The organism is Ensifer sp. ENS02 (assembly GCF_014851885.1).
Classification (GTDB): domain Bacteria; phylum Pseudomonadota; class Alphaproteobacteria; order Rhizobiales; family Rhizobiaceae; genus Ensifer; species Ensifer adhaerens.
Genome location: NZ_JACVAO010000005.1, coordinates 357,649 through 377,315, shown reverse-complemented (window position 1 = coordinate 377,315; position 19,667 = coordinate 357,649). Strand labels below are relative to the sequence as shown.

Sequence of the window (19,667 nt, the reverse complement as noted above, 5' to 3'; positions counted from 1 at the left end):
CACGCAATGGAGAACCAACAGAGGATGAGAACATGAACTGGAATTTGAAACGCAGGACTTTAGTCGCCACGCTTGGTTTCACGGCATTGACGACCCTCGGCGCTGCTCTCTCGCCGGCCCTTGCCGCCGAAAAGACCTTTGCGCTCGTGCAAATCAACCAGCAGGCGCTTTTCTTCAATCAGATGAACGAAGGCGCGCAGAAGGCGGCTGACGCTGCCGGCGCGAAGCTCGTCATCTTCAATGCCAACAACGACCCGGCCGCGCAGAACAGTGCGATCGAAACCTACATCCAGCAGAAGGTCGATGGCATCGCCGTCGTCGCAATCGACGTCAACGGCATCATGCCGGCGGTCAACCAGGCAGCCGAAGCCGGGATCCCCGTCGTCGCCATCGATGCGATCCTTCCGGAAGGCCCGCAGAAGGCGCAGATCGGCGTCGACAACGCCACGGCCGGCGCCGACATGGGCAAGTTCTTCCTCGACTACATCAAGGCCAACGCCGATGGCAAAGCCAAGATCGGTGTCGTCGGCGCGCTCAACTCCTTCATTCAGAACGTTCGTCAGGAAGGATTTGAAAAGACCATCAAGGATGTCGACGGTATCAGCTCGGCCGGCGTCGTCGATGGACAGAACGTGCAGGACAACGCGCTCGCTGCCGCCGAGAACCTGATTACCGGCAATCCCGACCTGACCGCAATCTATGCGACCGGTGAGCCGGCCCTGATGGGTGCCATCGCCGCGGTCGAAAGCCAGAGCAAGCAGGATAGCGTGAAGGTCTTCGGTTGGGACCTGACGGCCCAGGCGATCGCCGGCATCGACGCCGGCTACGTCACCGCCGTGATTCAGCAGGATCCGGCTGCCATGGGTGCCGCTGCCGTCGACGCCTTGAAGAAGGTCTCCGACGGCGGCAGCGTCGAAAAGACCATCGCCGTGCCGGTAACGATCGTCACCAAGGACAACGTCGAGCCATATCGGGCGATCTTCAAATGATGACGACTGAAAGACAGCATCCTCCCGCTGTCGCTGGTGTCGGGGGGGCTTTGCCCTCCCGCACCGGTGTCAGCCCCCGCGTGTCCCTCAAAGGGATCGTCAAGACGTTCGGATCGCACCAGGCGCTGCGTGGCGTCGACCTCGACATCTATCCCGGCGAGTGCCTTGGCCTCGTCGGCGACAACGCCGCCGGCAAATCGACGCTGACCAAGGTCATCTCGGGCACCTACATTCCCGATGGCGGGACCATTACGCTGGAAGGCGAAGAGGTTCGGTTCTCAGGACCTGCGGACGCCCGTAACCGCAATATCGAAATGGTCTTTCAGGACCTGAGCCTTTGCGACCACATCGATGTGGTCGGCAATCTTTTCCTCGGTCGAGAAATCAGCAAAGGGCCATTCCTCGATACGAGGACCATGCTCGAGGAAGCACGCAAGATGCTCGATGCGCTGGAAATCCGCATTCCGCGTCTGACCGGCAAGGTCGCTCAACTCTCGGGCGGACAGCGTCAGGCGATCGCGATCGCGCGCGCCGCTTCGTTCAATCCGAAAGTCCTCATCATGGACGAGCCCACCTCGGCGCTCGCCGTGGCGGAGGTCGAAGCCGTGCTCGCGCTGATCAACCGCGTCAAGGCAAAGGGCGTCTCGGTCATCCTGATCACCCACCGTCTCCAGGACCTGTTCCGTGTCTGCGACCGCATTGCCGTGATGTACGAAGGCACCAAGGTCGCCGAGCGCGAAATCGGCAAGACCAACCTGGAAGACCTCGTCAAGCTGATCGTCGGGGAAGGAGCCAAGCAATGACGGCCTATACCGAACGCGCAAAAGGCTCGCCGGCGGCAGACTTCCTTTCGGAAAACGCCCAGGTTCTGTCGATCGCCTTCTTCTTCCTGGCCTGCGTCATCTTTTTCGCGGCCACGACCGATACCTTCATGACGCTCGGCAACATTCTGAACGTCATCCGCCAGGCAGCGCCGATTCTCATCGTCGCGGTCGCCATGACGCTGGTAATCATAACCGGCGGCATCGACCTCTCTGTCGGTTCGCAGGTCGCCCTGGTCAATGCGGTGGCGGCCATTGTCTTGGCCATGGGCTATCCCTGGCCTCTCGTCGTCGTCGCGATGCTCTTCTTCGGCGCCTTTCTCGGCTTCGTGCAGGGATGGTTCACCGCCTATCAGGGTATTCCGGCCTTCATCGTCACGCTTGCCGGCCTGTCGATCCTGCGCGGCTTGGCGCTCTATCTGACGCAAGGGTACTCGATCCCGATCAAGGACGCTCCCGGCTTCTTCATGCTCGGCCGCGGCGAATTGCTGGGCATTCCGATGCCTGCGCTTATCGCGGTTGCGGTCGCGGTCGCCGGTTATGTCGTCATATCCTCGACCAAATACGGCCGCCAGGTCGTCGCCGTCGGGTCCAACATGGAAGCGGCTCGCCGCGTCGGCATGCCGGCGAAATGGGTGATCGCCTCGGTCTATATGATCGCCGGCGTTGCCTGCGCCCTTGCTGGCCTGTTGATCGCCGCGCGCCTCGGCTCCGGCTCCTCGAATGCGGCCGTCGGCTTCGAGCTTCAAGTTATCGCCGCCGTAGTGCTGGGCGGGACATCGCTGATGGGGGGGCGCGGCACGATCCTCGGGACCGTGCTCGGCACGATGACGATTGCGGTCATCGGCAACGGCCTGATCCTCATGCATATCTCGCCGTTCTTCACGCAGATTGTTACCGGTGCGATCATTCTCGTTGCGATCTGGCTCAACACCCGGATCTTCACCGCCAACTTTCGCTTCGGCGGCAAGAGATAACCGTCATGAGCAAGGAGCTGTCAGAAGGACATGTGCGGTCCGGCAAGGTGATGACGGTGAACGGCGCGATCAACGCGGATCAACTCGGCATCACACTGATGCACGAGCATATCCTCAACGATTGCCGCTGCTGGTGGAACGCACCGCAAACGAAGGAGCGTCAGTATCTCGCCGAAGGCTTCGTCTGCATGGAGATCCTCGGCGAACTGCGCCAGGACCCCTTCGTTAACAAGCACAACATTACGCTCGACGACGAACCCTTGGCTATCGCCGAATTGCAGGCTTTCGCGACCGCAGGCGGCCGTACAGTCGTCGAACCTACCTGCAATGGCATCGGTCGAAACCCGCTCGCCTTACGGCGCATCTCCAAGGCGACGGGTCTCAATATCGTGATGGGGGCCGGATACTATCTTGCCTCCTCGCATCCGGCCGAGGTCGCGGACATGAGCGTCGACCAGATCGCCGACGGCATCGTCCGCGAGGCCATCGACGGTGTTGACGGCACGGGCGTGAAAATCGGACTGATCGGCGAGATCGGCGTCTCCTCCGATTTCACCCCGGCCGAGGAGAAGTCCCTGCGTGGGGCCGCCCGGGCGCAGGTCCGGACCGGTTTGCCGCTGATGGTGCATCTGCCGGGCTGGTTCCGGCTCGGCCATCGGGTGCTCGATGTCGTCGCCGAGGAAGGGGCGGATCTGCGCCACACCGTGCTTTGTCACATGAACCCGTCCCACGACGATTTCGCCTATCAAAGCGAGCTCGCCGAACGCGGTGCGTTCATCGAATACGACATGATCGGCATGGACTTCTTCTATGCCGATCAACAGGTACAGTGCCCGAGCGACGAAGAGGCAGCACGAGCGATCGCCAGGCTGGTGGACGCCGGCCACATGGACCGCATCCTGCTCTCGCACGATGTGTTCCTGAAGATGATGCTCAGCCACTACGGAGGCAACGGCTATGCCTACGTCCTGCGCCACTTCCTGCCGCGTCTCAAACGACACGGACTGGAGGACGGCGCGCTCGACAGAATGATGCGGGACAACCCCCGCTCGGTATTCCAAACCGGGGCCTGATATCGGCTCCCAACGCAATTCAAGACAGACGGATAGACCATGACAAAGAAAGTGCTTCTCGTCGGCGAGAGCTGGGTAAGCTCCGCCACCCACTACAAGGGTTTCGACCAGTTCGGCAGCGTGACCTTCCATCTGGGCGCGGAACCGCTCGTCAAGGTGCTCAAGGACAGCGAGTTCGAGCTGACCTACATGACCGCACACGACGCCGTGGACCAGTTCCCCTATGAAATGGCAGGCCTCGACCAATACGATGCGATCATCCTGTCGGATATCGGCGCCAACTCGCTGTTGCTGCCGCCGGCCGTATGGCTGCATTCGCGCACCGTTCCGAACCGGTTGAAGCTCATCAAGGCCTGGGTCGAAAAGGGCGGAGCGCTGCTGATGGTCGGCGGCTACTTCTCCTTCCAGGGTATCGACGGTAAGGCGCGCTGGCGCCGCACGGCTGTCGAAGACACGCTTCCGGTGACGTGCCTTCCCTATGACGACCGCGTCGAGATTCCCGAGGGCGCGGTTGCCGACGTCGTCAAGCCGGACCATCCGACCATGGCGGGGCTTTCGGGCAGTTGGCCGTTGCTTCTCGGCGTCAATGAAGTGGAGGTTCGCGATGGAGCCGAGGTCGTCGCCCGGCTTCCCGAAGATCAGGGCGGACACCCGCTGCTCGTCCTTGGCGGTTTCGGCAAGGGGCGCACCGCCGCCTGGACGTCCGATATCGGCCCCCACTGGCTGTCGCCGGCATTCTGCGAGTGGGAGGGCTACGGCCGCCTCTGGAAGAACATCCTTGGGTGGATGACGGCAACGGAGCGCTAACCGCAGCGAGGAGCGCGCGCTGAGGAGAGCCTCAGCGCGCGGCCAGGATCGCTTGCAACTGCTCGATCGATGGAAACGCCGAACGGGTTCCGGGACGGCTGACAGTGATGGCGGCGGCGCGCGTTGCATGTTCGATCGCGGTGCGATCGAGGCGAGTGCCACGAAGTGTGGCGGATGCGAGCGCCACCGCCATGAACGTGTCGCCGGCGCCTGTCGTGTCGACGACGTCGCATTCGACGGCGCCGATCGGGACGCTGCTTTCGGCGGTGACGAGCATGGCTCCGTCGCCGCCGAAGGTCAGGACGACTTCGCGAACGCCGGCCGCAAGCAGCTTGCGGGCAGCCTCTTCGCCGCTGGTACCGGTCATTGCCTGCGCCTCACCCTGGTTGAGGAAAGCAATGTCAACCAAGGGCCACAGGGTGCTGAAATAAGGACGCAAGGGAGACGGATTGAAGGCGGTGATCATGTGGCGGGCGCGCGCAGCTTCAAGGACACCGCGCGTCGTTTCGTCCGACAGGTTTCCCTGGAGCACAGCAAGGTCGCCGGGAACCGCGTCGGCCAGCGCTGCCACGGCGTCGGCAAGCGTGAGGTTCTGGGCAGAGTCGGTGGTCGTGATGTTGACGTTTTCTCCATCCGGCGTGGTCAGCACGATCGAGAAGTCGGTGGACTTGCCGAGGACCGGCACAAGTCTGCTGACCACCGGTTCGCTTGCCAGATGCTGGCGGATCATGTCGGCGCGAAAGCCGTCGCCGAAGGCTGCGACAAGGCTCGTCGGCAGGCCGGTGCGGGCCATGACAACAGCCTGGTTCGCGCCCTTGCCACCGAGGTCCCGGGACCGCTGGCTACCGTGGATCGATGCGCCCGCGGCCGGCATTTCCGACACGGCGATGGTCTCGTCCACCGTCACATTACCGATTACGTAAGCGTGCATGAACATACCTTCGAAAGGGAGAGAAATGCAGGAAATATCTGACAAGTCCACAAGCGCCATAAGGGAAATATTTGGGACTGACAAGGTTCTGATCGGCATGATCCATTGCCCGGCCTTCCCCGGTGCGCCGCGCTATCGGGGTGCCGATATGTCTGTTATCTACGATGCCTGCATGCGTGACGCCGAGGCGTTGGTCGAGGGTGGCCTGCATGGCCTGATGATCGAAAATCATGGCGACGTGCCGTTCTCCAAGCCGGAAGATATCGGCCCCGAAACGGCAGCCTTCATGTCGGTCGTCACCGACCGGATCGCGCGGGCGACAGGTGTGCCGCTCGGCATCAACGTCCTTGCCAATGCGCCGATCCCGGCCTTTGCCATAGCCATGGCGGGCGGCGCCAAGTTCATTCGCGTCAACCAGTGGGCCAACGCCTATGTCGCCAACGAAGGCTTCATGGAGGGGCGGGCCGCAGAAGCGATGCGCTACCGCTCATTGCTGCGTGCCGAGCACATCAAGGTCTTTGCCGACAGCCATGTGAAGCACGGCGCCCACGCCATCGTGGCCGATCGCTCGATCCAGGAACTGACGCGCGACCTCGCCTTCTTCGACGCCGACGGTGTGATCGCCACCGGTCAGCGCACCGGCAATACGGCAACCATCGAGGAGATCGAGGAGATCGGCTCGGCGACGCACCTGCCGCTTCTGGTCGGCTCGGGCGTGACCAAGGACAACATCGTCGAAATCCTCAGGCGCACCAACGGCGTGATCGTCGCCTCGTCTCTGAAGCAGGGCGGGGTCTGGTGGAACCCGGTCGATATCGAGCGGGTTAAGGCTTTCCGCGCCGCTGCCGAACCCGCGCTGGAGGCGTGACGATGGCGGCTGAAACGCTTTCGGAACAGATCCTGCGGGAAAACGCCACCGTCTTCGAAGCCATGGTGAACCATCGCTTCGTCGAGGACATCGTGATGGGGCGCCTGTCCCCGCAGGTTTTCGAACGCTATCTCGTCTATGAGGGGGCCTTCGTCGAAACCGCGATCTCGATCTTCGCCTTTGCGGCGGCGAAGGCCGAGACGATCGAACAGAAGCGCTGGCTGATTGCCGTTCTGGATGCGCTCGCCAACCAGCAGATCGCCTACTTCGAACGGATTTTTGCCGAACGCAATATCAATCCCGGCACCTATGATCTCAATGTTGCCGAGGTCGATGCTTTCCGAACGGGTATGCTGGACATCGCCCGCAACGGCGGTTTCCTCGATACCGTCGCTGCCATGTTTGCGGCCGAGTGGATGTACTGGACCTGGTCGAAAAGGGCCGCCCGTTCATCGTTTGCCGATCCACATTTGAAGGAATGGGTCGAAATGCACGCCGATGATGAGTTTGCGGCTCAGGCGAAGTGGCTGAAGCAAGAACTCGACGTTGCCGGCGACGCGCTCGAGGCTTCCGAGCGCAAACGCCTGAGCGCTATCTTCGGGCGAGCGCAGCAACTGGAAATCGCCTTTCATGACGCAGCCTACGTCTGATCAAGGCTACATTTGGGAACGACTATGACCTCTCGCACCACAGTGGACGGCAAGCGCCTGCTCAAGCGTCTTGATGACTTCGCAAAAATCGGCGGGACGCCGGCCGGGGGCGTCAACCGGCAGGCTTTGTCGGTGGAAGATCGGGGCTCCCGCCGGCTGCTAGCGGAACTCGCGCTTGCGCGCGGTTTCCGCGTCTTCCAGGATCCGATGGCAAACCTGTTCATCCGGCGGGAGGGCCTTTTTCCTCAAAGGCCGCCGTTCGTGATCGGCAGCCACCTCGACAGCCAGCCGACCGGCGGGCGCTTTGACGGAGCGCTCGGCACTCTGGCGGCCTTTGAGGTGATGGAAAGTCTCGAAGATGCCGGCATCGAGACTGATTTTCCGCTTGAGGTCGTTGCCTGGACGAACGAAGAAGGAAGCCGCTTTGCCCCCGGCACGATGGGATCGATGGCTTTTGCCGCCGGTGCCATCCCCGGGGCCTGGTCCGATCTTCGCGGCCGCGACGGAGCGTTGTTCGTCGATGAGTTGGAGGCAACACTGAAAGCCCTGCCGGAAGCCGAAATGCGCCCGCTCGGCTTCCCGATCACCGGCTACCTTGAGCTTCATATCGAACAGGGCCCGTCGCTGGAACGGGAGAACATACCGGTTGGCATCGTCTATGGCATCCAGGGCACGCGGTGGCTGGAGGTCAGGATCGATGGGCAGGCAGCGCATGCGGGCACGACGGCGCTCGAATTCCGTCGCGACCCGATGGCCGCGGCCGTTACCGCGCTTGAACCACTGTATAGGAGCGCCATGCCGGGCGACCGGCGCGCACGCTTTACCGTCGGCCGCTTCGCAGTCGAACCAGGTTCGGTGAACTCGATTCCGGGGTCGGTCACGTTCACCGTCGATCTGCGCCACCCGGAGACCAACGCCATCGACGACCTGGAAGAGCGGGTCCGGCAGGCATGTGACAACGCCTCTAAAGCCAACGGTTGCCAGAGCACAACGCGGCAAATCTTCGACATGCCGCCGGCCCTCTTTTCAGACGACCTGCTCACCTGCCTCGATCGCGCTGCCGCCTCGCTCGGACTGACAACCAGGCGTATGCTCTCCGGCGCCTTCCACGATGCCTTGTTCGTCAGTCGTGTCGCGCCGGCAGCCATGATCTTCGTGCCTTGCCGCGATGGGCTTAGCCACAACGAAGCGGAATATGTCGAGCCCGCGCATTCCATCGAAGGTGCCCGTATGCTGCTTGCCGCGACCCTCGAAGCGTTTGCTGCGGGCGCATAGAGCGCGCGCGGGTGCTGCTCGCCGCCCCTGTAGCCAGCGCAGGCGCGCTTCGGTGTTGCCAGCGGGCATGCGCTCCGAAACTGCTGCATCCGGATGGATCATATTTTTTTCGTCGACGATGGATGAGAAATCGCATCGGCTCCGTATATGCGGGTATGGAATCGAAAAAAGGCGCTTTCGACGTTATTGGGCAGCTGGCCGCGCTGCGGCGCTACGCGCGTTCGCTTGCGCGCAATTCGCCTGACGCAGAAGATCTCGTTCATGATGCCTTGGTGAGAGCCTACGAGCGGCGCTCGACGTTCCGGTCGGGAGCGAACCTTCGAAACTGGCTTTTCGCCATCGTTCGCAACGCCCATATCGACCGCGTACGATCGGCGATGTCGCGCGGCCAGCGTGACAGCCAGACGGCGCAGGAAGCCGTGTCATCCTACCCGGCCCACCAGGAACACAGCGTCCGGCTCGCTCAGGTTCGCGAGGCGTTCATGCTGCTGCCGGAGGAGCAGCGCGAAGCCCTACATCTGGTTGCTGTCGAAGATCTCTCCTACCAGGAGGCCGCCGACATACTCGACATCCCCGTCGGGACCTTGATGTCGCGCGTCTCCCGCGCACGAGCAGCGCTCAGAGATTTCGAAAGCGGACGGAGGAAGCCTAACCATCTGAAGCTTGTCGGAGGCGACAATGACTGACGTCGATACGATTACCGATGGCGATCTCGACGCCTACATCGACAATCAGCTCGACGCGACCGGTCGGCTGCGGGTCGAGACCTGGCTTGCCAGGAATCCGGATGCGGCGGCGCGCGTCATGGCCGACCTCGGCATGCGCACCACGCTCAAACTGGCGATGACGTCGGATGTCGTTGCCGGTCGTCCAGAGACGCGCGAGGCGGCCCGGCGCCTTTCTTCTGGGCTTGCGAATGCGCGCGTTTGGAACGCGCTGCAAAAGGTTGCGGCGGTCGGCTTGATGGTGTCGGTCGGGTGGATTGCCCATTCGGCGGTCGGCCCGAGCGAAGTCAATGCCTCGGCCCATCCGCCGGCTTTCGTGGAGCACGCCATCCGCGCCCATCAGACCTCGGTCGTCAGGGCTGGAATGCCGTCGCAGCCTGAGGTTCAGACCTATGACCGGGACGACATTCGTGCCGCGACCGCCATCGTCATGCCGGAGCTCCCGAAGGGCTGGAACGTCGTCGATGTCCAGGTGTTCCCCTCGGAATTCGGACCCAGCGTCGAGATGAGCGTCAAGACCTATGCGGGCACGGTCATTTCACTTTTCGCCGGCAGGCCCGGTCGTTTCGCGGTCGAACCCGTGAAGGACCTCAACCTTTCCAATGCCGAGGCTGCCTGGTGGCAGGTCGGCGAGGTTGCCTATGCCGTCGTTTCAAGCACGCCGGGCATCGGCCTCAGCGACGAGGCCGAGCTTCTCAAGAACTCACTTTACTGAGGAAACCTTCATGTATCAGAACCAGAACCGCTTCGGCGGTATGAGTCAGGCTTCGGCCGCCGCCCTCGACGAGGGCCTTCGCCAGCACATGCTACGCGTCTTCAACTATATGGGCCTCGGCCTCGTCGTGACGGGCCTTGTCGCCTTCATCGTCGGCACCACGCCGGCGCTTTACGTGCCGATCTTCTCCACGCCGCTGAAATGGGTGGTGATGCTGGCGCCGCTCGCCTTCGTCTTCTTCTTTTCCTTCAAGATGCATTCGATGTCGGCATCCTCGGCACAGATGACCTTCTGGGCCTTCTGCGCCGTTATGGGCCTGTCGCTCGCTTCGGTCTTCCTGGTCTTCACCGGCGCCAGCATCGCCCGCACATTCTTCATCGCCGCTACCATGTTCGGAGCGACGAGCCTCTACGGCTATGTGACGAAACGGGACCTCGCGAAGTTCGGTTCGTTCATGATCATGGGTTTGATCGGCGTGATGATCGCCTCGATCGTCAACATCTTCCTCGGTTCCAGCGCCCTTCAGTTTGCCGTCTCGGTGATCGGCATCGTCGTCTTCGTCGGTCTGACCGCCTGGGACACGCAGAACATCAAGGAGCAGTATGCCGACAACTTCGACCAGGAATCCCAGCAGAAGCTGGCGGTCTTCGGCGCTCTCTCGCTCTACCTGAACTTCGTCAACATCTTCCAGCTGCTGCTGAATTTCACCGGCCAGCGCGAAGAGTAACAGTCGCCGATATCAAGGACATATCTTATGGATCGCAATGATCAGCAGGCCATAGACGGCCTGTTCTCCAAGCTCGCCCAGGCGGAGCGCCAATCCGCTCCGCGCGACGCGGAAGCCGACCGCTTCATAAAAGAGCGGATAGGCCAGCAGCCGGGCGCGCCCTATTACATGGCGCAGACGATCGTCGTACAGGAACAGGCACTGGAGGCGGCTCAACGCCGTATCGAAGAACTGGAAGCGCACACCGCACAAAGCCAGCAGCGCGGCGGCTTCTTCTCCTCGATGTTCGGCAGCAACGCTGCTCCTCAGCGCCCGGCGCCACAACAGGCCGGGTATGGCCGTGCGGCCCCGAGCTCGCCATGGGGCAACCAGAGCCAGGCTTACGGCCAGCCGATGCAACAGCGCACCGGCGGCGGCTTCCTCGCGGGCGCCGCGCAGACCGCAATGGGCGTCGCCGGTGGCGTCCTGCTCGGCAATGCGATTGCCGGCATGTTGGGTGGTAACGAGGCCCAGGCCGCTCAACCAGCCGCCCCTGCCCCGGAGCCGGAAGCGCCCGTTGACGACATGGATTTCGGCGGCGACGAAGATATTTGACGCCGCTTTTGGCTTCCGGGGACCATCCCCCTCCCCCGGAAGCCAGCCTTCCTTCAGAGCCAACCCTTTCTCATGATCCCAGCTGCACCAAGCCCACCGCCTGTCCCCCATCCGGTCACGATGACCCGCCACCTTGTCGGTCGCGCAGGGTGGGCGGAGTTCGGCTTGCTGTTTGCCGCCCGCTCCATGGCCTATCCGACAAGGCGGACCACGCGGCATGCCTGACGACGCCGACCCTGACCAACGTTCATCAGACCCTACAAGCGCGGCTCCGCTGAAGCGGTTTCGCGGTCACCTACTTTGCGCCCGCAACCGTCGACCAGACGGGCGGGCGACGCTTTTTCTTTTCCCATCAACAATAGAAGGATTGGCCTTGCCTTGAGGGCTGGCCTTTAAACCCAATGATGTTCGAATGGATGTCTGATCCGGCCGCCTGGGCGGGTCTCGCCACCCTCATCGTTCTCGAGATCGTGCTCGGTATCGACAACCTCGTCTTCATCGCCATCCTCGCGGACAAGCTTCCAGAGCATCAACGGGAAAGAGCCCGACTGATTGGCCTCGGACTGGCGCTGGGCATGCGTCTCGTCCTGCTTGCCTCGATCGCCTGGATCGTGACGCTGACCACTCCGTTGTTCACAGTGCTCGGCGCTGAGATCTCCGGCCGCGACCTGATCCTTCTGTTCGGCGGCCTGTTCCTTCTGTTCAAGGGGACGATGGAGCTGCACGAGCGCCTCGAGGGCCATGCCGGTCACAAGGAAGGCAAGGTGGAGCATGCGGTCTTCTGGCAGGTCCTCGTGCAGATCGTCGTCCTCGATGCCGTCTTCTCGCTGGACAGCGTCATCACCGCCGTCGGGATGGTTCAGCATCTCTCCGTGATGATGATCGCGGTCATTGTCGCCGTCGGCGTGTTGCTGCTTGCGTCCAAACCACTGATGGCCTTCGTGTCGAAACACCCGACCGTCGTCATCCTCTGCCTCGGCTTCCTGATGATGATCGGCTTCTCCTTGATCGTCGAAGGGTTCGGTTTCCATATCCCCAAGGGCTACCTCTATGCGGCGATCGGCTTCTCGGTGCTGATCGAGGCCTTCAACCAGATCGGACGCCGCAACCGCGAACGCTTCATGACGACGGGTGACTTGCGCGAGCGTACGGCAAATGCCGTTCTCTCCCTCCTCGGTCGACGCAAGAGCGAGACGTCGCTCGGCGAAACGGCGGATGTCATCGCGGAGCGGGCGACGGAGGACGAACTGTTCACGCCGGTGGAGCACGAGATGATCGAAGGCGTACTGACACTTGCAGAGCGCCCGGCAAAATCGGTCATGACCCCGAGGCTTGATGTCGAGTGGCTGGATATCGAGGAGAGTGACGACGAGTTGCGCCGCAAGATCATCGAAACAGGTCATTCGCGCTTCCCGATCGGACGCGGCAATCTCGATGAGTTCCTGGGCGTCGCGCTGGCGAAAGACCTGTTGAGAGACCTGCTCGAGACCGGCAAGATCGACTTCAGCCGATCCCTTCGCCAGCCCCTGGTCGTGCATGAAACCGTCAGCGCGCTGCGCCTGCTTGAGCAGTTGCGACAGTCTCCCCTTCAGGTCGCGATCGTCCTTGACGAATATGGCTCGATGGAAGGCCTGGTGACACCAACAGACCTGCTCGAAGCCATCGCCGGCGACTTTGCCGACGATGATGATGATCAGTTGACGGTCGAGCGCGAGGAAGACGGAGCGCTCCTCGTCGACGGGTGGATCGATATCCGGCATGTCTCAAAACTGCTGGAGGTCGATCTCGTGGATGAGGCCGACCGCTACTCCACACTGGCAGGCCTCGTTCTTTGGCGCCTCGGACATCTGCCCAACCAGGGTGAAAGCGTCAGCTTTGGTGGCCTGACCTATGAAGTCGTCGCCTTGGATGGCCGCAACGTCGACAAGGTCAGGATCCGAAGGCCGCAGATGGAGGAACTGACGGGCGCCCAGTTTCGCTGAGCTTCCGCCAGGCTGAGATGAAGCAGTTGCGCCGCCGATTTTGCGCCCGAGAGCGGCTATTCCGCCGGCTCGGGCGTGAAAAACACGTCGGCATGCATGTCTGAGCGGTTCAGGCCGCGCGCAAACGCAACCTCCATTGCCGCATCCACCATCGGCGGCGGGCCGGCGACATAGGCTTTCCATCCGTCGAGGTCAGACAGATCCTCGGCCACAGCCTCCGTCACGAATCCACGACGGTACCCTGCCGAATCGGCCTCCGACAAGACGGGCCTGAAGACGAAATTGGCGTGCCACTCGGCGAGCGCGCGGAAATGATCGACGAGATAGAGATCGCGTTCGCTGCGTGCGCCGAAGTAGAGATGGATCGGCTGCTTCAGGCCGTGGGCAAGGGCGGTTTCGACGATCGATTTGATCGGTGCGAGGCCGGAGCCGCCGGCGATGCAGAGGATCGGGCCGGAGTGGTTCTCTCGCAGATAGGAGGATCCCATCGGGTATTCGAGCGTCACCTTGTCCCCGGCCTTCAAAGCGCCGTGCACATATTGCGAGGTCGCTCCGCCGACCACGTGGCGAATGTGGAACTCCACCCGGCCGTCGCCATGCCGGTTGGCCATGGAATAGCTGCGGGCGGGGACCCCATCGAAACTGACCTGCGCATATTGTCCAGCGACGAAACGAGAGCTGCCCCCATCTTCCGCATCGATGCGCACCAGCTTGATGTCGTGCGTGAGGTCCTCCAGATGCGTAACGATGCCGCTTAGCCGTTGGGGCGTTTGGACGGCATCTTCTTCGCCGCCTCCAAGCCATGCCACGGCGGAGTTCGTTACCGGAAGCGCCCGGCAGGCAAGGATGAGACCGCCGGCTTTCTCCTCATCGGTGAGGGCGAAGGGCGAATGCTGGAGAAGCTCCACCTCGCCTTCGATCAGCCGAGACTTGCAAGCGCCGCACCGCCCGGATCTGCAGCCATGGGGGTAAGGAAGCTTGGCGGCGAGCGCAGCATCGAGAATGGTCTGGTCGGCGTGCACTTCGAGGTTTGTTCGTGCCGATCGTATGTCTATGCGTTTGACGGTCATATCAAATGTTTCCTCACAGAGTTCGAATTCTCTCGCGGGCCGGTTCCTGACGGCGGCAAGCGAAAATGCCCTCAGGCTGCGGCTTCCAGCGCTGGTAAGGTCAAGGGGTATCGGATCACCGCCGACGTTCTCAGTTTCGGAGATTGGAATGCGACGGCGAACCTGGACCGATTGCCTAGTGGGACCCTCGGCGCGACTACACGAATGACGGTGGCGTGGCGCCCCAGCAAAGAGCACAGATCAGTCGTGGTCGGCGGCCCCCCGCCTGAGTGCCAGCCGCGGGGAATACACAAGACGAAAATCCCGATTTTCCAATCTCTTATCGGCAGAACCTGACCATTCGCATCAGGGTGAGCGAAAGAAGTTTCAGGAGGTCTTGACCTTTCCATCGTTGGAAACCGCACCTTCGCGAAGAACTGATCGCTGCCGTGGCCGCCCCGGCCGCAAGCGTGAACAAAATGAAGGTGAACGAGAATGAGTAAAAAGGCCGCCGCCCTGTTCCTAGCCGGTATCGCAACCGTTGGAGGGCTTGCGCTTGCCGACGGCGATGGAATGGGAACCTTCGCCAGTCGGCTTCTTGGGCTTGCCTCCTCGACCAGTGCGTCGGAGGCAGTCGCGGCGACCGGAACCACGGGTGCGCCCATGCCCAAGGTTCCGGTCGCCGAGGTCATCACGCGAGAGGTCGCGCCAGCCGTAGAGTTCACGGGCCACTTCGAGGCGGCAAAATCCGTTGAACTGCGTCCGCGTGTCGGCGGCGCCATCGACAGGGTGAGTGTTCCCGAAGGCGCTCTCGTCAAACCGGAACAGGTCCTGTTCCAGATCGATCCGCGACCGTTCCAAGTCGCCCTGGACGCCGCCAAGGCGCGCTTGAAACAGGCGATCGTTCTTCTCGATCACGCCGACATCGCGTTCCGCCGCGCCAAATCCCTGGCTCCGAACGGGACCGTGTCGCGCAAGACCTATGACGATGCCGAGGCAGTGCGGCGCCAACGGCAGGCCGAGGTCGAAATCGCCAAGGCGGCAGTGGCTGCGGCAGAGCTTGATCTCTCCTTCACGCGCGTCGCAGCCCCGATTGGCGGGCGGGTCGATCGTGTCCGGGTGACCGAGGGCAACCTTGTTTCAGGCGGCAATGCGGGTGCCGCCACGCTCCTCACCACCATCGTCTCGACGGACCCGCTCTACGTCTACTTCGACATCGACGAAGCGACGTTTCTCGATTTTGGCGGGCGAGCGCGTCCTGACAATGGAGAAGGCGGAACCGAGAAGTTGCCGGTCGGGATTGGCCTCATGACGGATGCCGGTTTCCCCCATGCCGGCGTGCTCGACTTCATCAGCAACCAGGTCGAACGCAGCACCGGCACGATCCGGGCCCGCGCGATCGTCCGGAATCCGGACGGACTGCTGGCCCCGGGTCTGTTTGCTCGGGTGAACCTTGTGACGGCCCAGCCAGCCCGCACCGTTCTGATCGACGATCAGGCGATCGGTACCGACCAGGGTCGCCGCTATGTGCTGACGCTGGGCTCGGGGAACAAGGCCGAGTACCGGCCGATCGAACTCGGTCCGATGATCGACGGCTTGCGTGTTGTCGCAAGCGGTCTCAGGCCGGGTGAGAAGATCATTCTCAAGGGCCTCGTGCGCCCTGGTATGGAGGTTGACCCGCAGACGGTTTCGATGGTGTCGGGCGAGGCGGCCAAAGGTGACTTAGCGGCCGCCGCTTCGCAGAAGGCGCGTCGATGAACATTCCACGCTTTTTCGTCGACCGCCCCATCTTTGCGGTCGTTCTCTCCGTATTGATGCTGATCGGCGGTGGCCTGACCCTCCTAAAGCTGCCGCTCAGCGAATATCCCCAGGTGACGCCGCCGACCGTGCAGGTGACCGCAAGCTATCCGGGTGCCAGCCCCGAAGTGATCGCCGAAACGGTTGCGGCTCCGCTGGAGCAGGTGATCAACGGCGTCGAGAACATGCTCTACATGAGCTCGCAGGCCGCAACCGACGGGCGCATGACGCTGACGGTGACCTTTCAGCAGGGCACCGATCCCGACATGGCGCAGATCCAGGTTCAGAACCGGGTTTCGCGCGCGCTTCCGCGTCTGCCGCAGGAAGTTCAGCGCATCGGTGTCGTGACGCAGAAGACCTCGCCCGATATCCTGATGGTCGTGCATCTGGTTTCGCCCGATGACCGCTACGATCCTCTCTACCTATCGAACTTCGCGACGCTGCAGGTCCGCGACCAGCTCGCGCGCCTGTCGGGTGTGGGTGACGTGCTCGTCTGGGGAGCCGGCGAATACTCCATGCGGGTCTGGCTCGATCCGGCCAAGGTCGCGGCGCGCGGATTGACCGCTTCCGACGTGGTTGCTGCAATCCAGGAGCAGAACGCTCAGGTGGCCGCCGGCTCCGTCGGCCAGCAACCGGATGCCTCGGCAGCGCTGCAGGTCACGGTCAACACGCTCGGCAGGCTATCCAACGAAGAGCAGTTCGGCGCCATCGTCGTCAAGACCGGCGCCGATGGCCAGGTCACCCGGCTGCGCGACATTGCCCGCATCGAGTTGGGCGCCGACTCCTATGCGCTGCGCAGTCTTCTTGACGGCAAGCCGGCGCTGGCGCTGCAGATCATCCAAAGCCCCGGCGCCAACGCGCTCGACGTGGCGAGTTCCATTCGCGCCACGATGGAAGACCTGCAGAAAGGCTTTCCTGAGGGCATAGAGTATCGCATCGCCTACGATCCCACCGTCTTCGTGAAGGCCTCGCTGGAGGCCGTGGTGATGACGCTACTTGAAGCGATCGTGCTGGTCGTCATCGTGGTCGTGCTTTTTCTTCAGACCTGGCGCGCGTCGATCATCCCGCTGGTTGCCGTGCCGATCTCCTTGGTCGGCACATTCGCGCTGATGTACATGTTCGGCTTTTCGCTCAACACGCTGTCGCTGTTCGGCCTGGTCCTCTCGATCGGGATCGTGGTCGACGACGCGATCGTCGTCGTCGAAAACGTCGAGCGTCACATCGCGCTTGGCGAAACGCCGAAGGAAGCGGCGCGCAAGGCCATGGACGAGGTGACCGGGCCGATCATTGCGATCACGTCCGTGCTCTCGGCCGTGTTCATTCCGTCAGCGTTCCTATCCGGCCTGCAAGGCGAGTTCTATCGTCAGTTCGCCTTGACGATCGCAATCTCGACGATCCTGTCCGCGGTCAACTCCCTGACGCTTTCCCCGGCGCTAGCCGGCGTGCTTCTGAAGCCGCACCACGGCGAGGTGAAGCGCGATCTCCTGACGCGCGTGATAGACGGCCTGTTCGGCTGGTTCTTCCGGCTCTTCAACCGGTTCTTCGAGCGCGCTTCGAACGCCTATGTCTGGTCCGTCCGCCGTGCCGTCAGGTTCAGCGCGCTCGTCCTTCTCGTCTACGCTGGCCTGGTCGCCACGACATGGCTGGGCTTCCACACCGTGCCGAACGGCTTTGTCCCGGCGCAGGACAAATACTACCTGGTCGGCATCGCCCAATTGCCGACAGGAGCCTCGCTCGACCGAACCGAGGCGGTCGTCAAGAAGATGTCGGAGATAGCCCTCGCGGAACCGGGCGTCGAAAGCGTCGTCGCTTTTCCGGGGCTTTCGGTCAACGGCATGGTCAATATTCCCAATGCCGCCGTCATCTTCACGATGCTGAAGCCCTTCGACGAGCGCAAGGATCCGTCCTTGTCCGCATTCGCGATCGCAGGTCGCCTGATGGGCAAATTCAGCCAGATACCCGACGGCTTTGCCGGCATCTTCCCGCCGCCGCCCGTCCCGGGTCTCGGTACGACCGGCGGTTTCAAGTTCCAGGTCGAGGACAGGGCCGGGCTCGGCTTTGCGGCGCTTGCCGAAGCGCAGGGCGCGATTATGGGCAAGGCGATGCAGACGCCGGAGCTTGCCGGAATGCTTGCAAGCTTTCAGGTGAATGCGCCGCAGGTGCAGGTGGACATCGACCGGGTGAAAGCCAAGTCTCAAGGAGTGCCGCTCAACACCATCTTCGAAACGCTGCAGGTCAACCTCGGTTCTCTCTACGCCAACGATTTCAACCGCTTCGGCCGGACCTATCGCGTGGTGGTCCAGGCAGACGCGCCATTCCGCATGCAGCCGGAAGACATTGGCCGGCTGAAGGTGCGCAACGCGGCGGGCGCGATGATACCTTTGTCGGCGCTGTTGACGGTCAAGCACAGTTCGGGACCGGATCGCGTCATGCATTACAACAGCTTCCCGTCGGCCGATATCAGCGGCGGTCCGGCGCCCGGCTATTCGTTCGGCCAAGCAACCGCGGCCATAGAACGGATCGCGGCGGAGACGCTGCCACCCGGCATGACCTTCGAATGGACGGAGCTCGCCTATCAGGAAAAGCAGGCCGGAAACACCGCGATGTACATTTTCCCTCTGTCTGTCCTGCTGGCGTTTCTCATTCTCGCCGCCCAGTACAACAGCTGGTCTTTGCCCTTCGCCGTGTTGCTGATCGCGCCGATGGCGCTGCTTTCCGCAATCGCAGGCGTCTGGTTTACCGGCGGCGACAACAACATCTTCACGCAGATCGGCTTTGTCGTTCTCGTGGGGCTCGCGGCCAAGAATGCGATCCTGATCGTCGAGTTCGCGCGAGCGAAAGAGGATGAAGGTGCCGATCCTCTGTCCGCCGCGCTTGAGGCGGCCCGCCTTCGGCTCAGACCGATCCTGATGACGTCGCTTGCCTTTATCGCAGGCGTCGTTCCGCTGGTGATTGCTAAAGGCGCTGGCGCAGAGATGCGCCACGTCATGGGCATCGCCGTCTTTGCCGGCATGCTCGGCGTTACCTTGTTCGGCCTCGTATTGACGCCGGTATTCTATGTTCTGGTGCGGAAGTTGGCGATCCGGCGGGAAAAAGGCCGAATCCCTGAAGGGGCGTCGCTGGAACAGCGAGCCTAAACCAACCATAACCATCGCACGCGGTCATGTCGGGAAGCCAGATGGCCACGTGCGATGCCTCCCGTCCGAAGGCAAATCCGATCGGCCTGGCGAACTGAGCGCAAGTGCAAATAGTCGTCAGGTTTGCCGGCTAGGGCGCACCTGGTTTCCGGTCGCAAACCGCAGGGCTCACGCAAACGTGCAAGGACGTGACCGGCAAAGGATTGCATCGGGTCGAAACCCTGCTAACACCCGGCTCCTCAAGCACCGCGTTGGAAGATCAGCAAGCGGTCGACGTCGGAATTTCGAGTGGGGCACTGCTTTGCCTGGCGCTCTTCGTTGATCCCGACCGACTTCTCTCCCATATGCGACGAGCCCGGCCTCTCCTCCCGGCGGGCTCGACAACAACGACCCAGGAAGAATAAAAATGAACAATAATGGACGCCTATCGGGCAACTCCTTCGCTGCGCATAACCTGCGCGATCGCCTGGCGGCCGACGGTCTCGCCTATCTGGTCGCGCTGATGCCCGTATTCCTGTTGCTCTGCTAAGCTCGACTGCCGCGTTTCAGG

At 62.4% G+C, this 19,667-nt stretch carries 18 protein-coding genes; 16 read left to right on the top strand and 2 right to left on the bottom strand.

The features are described from left to right. Positions 1 to 32 precede the first annotated feature (32 nt). Genes IB262_RS13415 through IB262_RS13395 form a run of 5 tightly spaced genes read left to right on the top strand, consistent with a single transcriptional unit; the run spans position 33 to position 4,667 of the window. Complete coding sequence (locus IB262_RS13415; RefSeq protein ID WP_060521156.1) at positions 33 to 989, top strand: substrate-binding domain-containing protein; 957 nt, start codon at positions 33 to 35, stop codon at positions 987 to 989. Further along, positions 989 to 1,792 (top strand): ATP-binding cassette domain-containing protein, encoded by an 804-nt coding sequence (locus IB262_RS13410; protein WP_034790756.1) that lies wholly within the window; start codon positions 989 to 991, stop codon positions 1,790 to 1,792. The genes IB262_RS13415 and IB262_RS13410 overlap by 1 nt, the downstream gene beginning before the upstream one ends. Next, positions 1,789 to 2,787 carry an ABC transporter permease gene (locus IB262_RS13405; RefSeq protein WP_060521155.1) on the top strand — a complete coding sequence of 333 codons (999 nt, stop codon included), beginning with the start codon at positions 1,789 to 1,791 and terminating at the stop codon, positions 2,785 to 2,787. Before IB262_RS13410 ends, IB262_RS13405 begins: the two co-directional genes overlap by 4 nt. Before the next feature lie 5 nt (positions 2,788 to 2,792). Next, positions 2,793 to 3,860 carry a phosphotriesterase gene (locus IB262_RS13400; protein ID WP_060521154.1) on the top strand — a complete coding sequence of 356 codons (1,068 nt, stop codon included), beginning with the start codon at positions 2,793 to 2,795 and terminating at the stop codon, positions 3,858 to 3,860. Between the two features lie 39 nt (positions 3,861 to 3,899). After that, on the top strand, positions 3,900 to 4,667 hold the full coding sequence (locus tag IB262_RS13395) for a glutamine amidotransferase (protein ID WP_060521153.1): 768 nt from the start codon (positions 3,900 to 3,902) through the stop codon (positions 4,665 to 4,667). A 31-nt stretch (positions 4,668 to 4,698) separates the two neighbouring features. Here the strand turns inward: IB262_RS13395 and IB262_RS13390 are convergent, their stop codons facing one another. Further along, complete coding sequence (locus IB262_RS13390; protein WP_060521326.1) at positions 4,699 to 5,598, bottom strand: ribokinase; 900 nt, start codon at positions 5,596 to 5,598, stop codon at positions 4,699 to 4,701. A 25-nt stretch (positions 5,599 to 5,623) separates the two neighbouring features. On the opposite strand from IB262_RS13390, the gene IB262_RS13385 reads away from it, so the two are divergent. The 8 genes from IB262_RS13385 (at position 5,624) to IB262_RS13350 (ending at position 13,134) form a co-directional block, all read left to right on the top strand. Further along, positions 5,624 to 6,466, top strand: a complete 843-nt coding sequence (locus IB262_RS13385) for a BtpA/SgcQ family protein (RefSeq protein WP_113136355.1) — start codon at positions 5,624 to 5,626, stop codon at positions 6,464 to 6,466. 2 nt (positions 6,467 to 6,468) lie between these two features. Further along, complete coding sequence (locus IB262_RS13380; protein ID WP_113136356.1) at positions 6,469 to 7,116, top strand: TenA family protein; 648 nt, start codon at positions 6,469 to 6,471, stop codon at positions 7,114 to 7,116. Positions 7,117 to 7,140: 24 nt separating this feature from the next. Further along, the gene (locus IB262_RS13375; protein WP_060521150.1) at positions 7,141 to 8,391 is read left to right on the top strand and encodes a Zn-dependent hydrolase; all 1,251 of its coding nucleotides are present in this window, start codon (positions 7,141 to 7,143) and stop codon (positions 8,389 to 8,391) included. Positions 8,392 to 8,546: 155 nt separating this feature from the next. Continuing rightward, entirely contained in the window at positions 8,547 to 9,077 is a 531-nt protein-coding gene (locus IB262_RS13370; protein ID WP_060529059.1) for a sigma-70 family RNA polymerase sigma factor, read from the top strand. Next, entirely contained in the window at positions 9,070 to 9,831 is a 762-nt protein-coding gene (locus IB262_RS13365) for an anti-sigma factor (protein WP_113136358.1), read from the top strand. The genes IB262_RS13370 and IB262_RS13365 overlap by 8 nt, the downstream gene beginning before the upstream one ends. 10 nt (positions 9,832 to 9,841) lie before the next feature. Continuing rightward, positions 9,842 to 10,558, top strand: coding sequence for a Bax inhibitor-1/YccA family protein (locus tag IB262_RS13360; RefSeq protein WP_034790478.1), 717 nt, complete (start codon positions 9,842 to 9,844; stop codon positions 10,556 to 10,558). A 27-nt stretch (positions 10,559 to 10,585) separates the two neighbouring features. After that, complete coding sequence (locus IB262_RS13355) at positions 10,586 to 11,152, top strand: DUF2076 domain-containing protein (protein WP_060582271.1); 567 nt, start codon at positions 10,586 to 10,588, stop codon at positions 11,150 to 11,152. Positions 11,153 to 11,553: 401 nt separating this feature from the next. Further along, positions 11,554 to 13,134, top strand: a complete 1,581-nt coding sequence (locus IB262_RS13350) for a TerC family protein (protein ID WP_112983601.1) — start codon at positions 11,554 to 11,556, stop codon at positions 13,132 to 13,134. A 56-nt stretch (positions 13,135 to 13,190) separates the two neighbouring features. Here IB262_RS13350 and IB262_RS13345 read toward each other — a convergent pair whose 3' ends face one another. Further along, entirely contained in the window at positions 13,191 to 14,204 is a 1,014-nt protein-coding gene (locus IB262_RS13345; protein ID WP_034790521.1) for a 2Fe-2S iron-sulfur cluster-binding protein, read from the bottom strand. Positions 14,205 to 14,678: 474 nt separating this feature from the next. Here IB262_RS13345 and IB262_RS13340 point away from each other — a divergent pair, with 474 nt between their 5' ends. The 3 genes from IB262_RS13340 (at position 14,679) to IB262_RS36480 (ending at position 19,646) form a co-directional block, all read left to right on the top strand. Beyond that, entirely contained in the window at positions 14,679 to 15,941 is a 1,263-nt protein-coding gene (locus IB262_RS13340) for an efflux RND transporter periplasmic adaptor subunit (protein ID WP_192493657.1), read from the top strand. Beyond that, positions 15,938 to 19,117 carry an efflux RND transporter permease subunit gene (locus IB262_RS13335; protein ID WP_192493656.1) on the top strand — a complete coding sequence of 1,060 codons (3,180 nt, stop codon included), beginning with the start codon at positions 15,938 to 15,940 and terminating at the stop codon, positions 19,115 to 19,117. The genes IB262_RS13340 and IB262_RS13335 overlap by 4 nt, the downstream gene beginning before the upstream one ends. A gap of 406 nt (positions 19,118 to 19,523) precedes the next feature. Further along, the gene (locus tag IB262_RS36480; protein WP_255380984.1) at positions 19,524 to 19,646 is read left to right on the top strand and encodes a hypothetical protein; all 123 of its coding nucleotides are present in this window, start codon (positions 19,524 to 19,526) and stop codon (positions 19,644 to 19,646) included. Positions 19,647 to 19,667: the final 21 nt, after the last annotated feature.

Excerpts from the sequence above, each read along its gene's own strand:
- IB262_RS13415 (WP_060521156.1), top strand. The coding sequence starts at position 33 with ATGAACTGGAATTTGAAACGCAGGACTTTAGTCGCCACGCTTGGTTTC.
- IB262_RS13410 (WP_034790756.1), top strand. The coding sequence starts at position 989 with ATGACGACTGAAAGACAGCATCCTCCCGCTGTCGCTGGTGTCGGGGGG.
- IB262_RS13405 (WP_060521155.1), top strand. The coding sequence starts at position 1,789 with ATGACGGCCTATACCGAACGCGCAAAAGGCTCGCCGGCGGCAGACTTC.
- IB262_RS13400 (WP_060521154.1), top strand. The coding sequence starts at position 2,793 with ATGAGCAAGGAGCTGTCAGAAGGACATGTGCGGTCCGGCAAGGTGATG.
- IB262_RS13395 (WP_060521153.1), top strand. The coding sequence starts at position 3,900 with ATGACAAAGAAAGTGCTTCTCGTCGGCGAGAGCTGGGTAAGCTCCGCC.
- IB262_RS13390 (WP_060521326.1), bottom strand. The coding sequence starts at position 5,598 with ATGCACGCTTACGTAATCGGTAATGTGACGGTGGACGAGACCATCGCC.
- IB262_RS13385 (WP_113136355.1), top strand. The coding sequence starts at position 5,624 with ATGCAGGAAATATCTGACAAGTCCACAAGCGCCATAAGGGAAATATTT.
- IB262_RS13380 (WP_113136356.1), top strand. The coding sequence starts at position 6,469 with ATGGCGGCTGAAACGCTTTCGGAACAGATCCTGCGGGAAAACGCCACC.
- IB262_RS13375 (WP_060521150.1), top strand. The coding sequence starts at position 7,141 with ATGACCTCTCGCACCACAGTGGACGGCAAGCGCCTGCTCAAGCGTCTT.
- IB262_RS13370 (WP_060529059.1), top strand. The coding sequence starts at position 8,547 with ATGGAATCGAAAAAAGGCGCTTTCGACGTTATTGGGCAGCTGGCCGCG.
- IB262_RS13365 (WP_113136358.1), top strand. The coding sequence starts at position 9,070 with ATGACTGACGTCGATACGATTACCGATGGCGATCTCGACGCCTACATC.
- IB262_RS13360 (WP_034790478.1), top strand. The coding sequence starts at position 9,842 with ATGTATCAGAACCAGAACCGCTTCGGCGGTATGAGTCAGGCTTCGGCC.
- IB262_RS13355 (WP_060582271.1), top strand. The coding sequence starts at position 10,586 with ATGGATCGCAATGATCAGCAGGCCATAGACGGCCTGTTCTCCAAGCTC.
- IB262_RS13350 (WP_112983601.1), top strand. The coding sequence starts at position 11,554 with ATGATGTTCGAATGGATGTCTGATCCGGCCGCCTGGGCGGGTCTCGCC.
- IB262_RS13345 (WP_034790521.1), bottom strand. The coding sequence starts at position 14,204 with ATGACCGTCAAACGCATAGACATACGATCGGCACGAACAAACCTCGAA.
- IB262_RS13340 (WP_192493657.1), top strand. The coding sequence starts at position 14,679 with ATGAGTAAAAAGGCCGCCGCCCTGTTCCTAGCCGGTATCGCAACCGTT.
- IB262_RS13335 (WP_192493656.1), top strand. The coding sequence starts at position 15,938 with ATGAACATTCCACGCTTTTTCGTCGACCGCCCCATCTTTGCGGTCGTT.
- IB262_RS36480 (WP_255380984.1), top strand. The coding sequence starts at position 19,524 with ATGAACAATAATGGACGCCTATCGGGCAACTCCTTCGCTGCGCATAAC.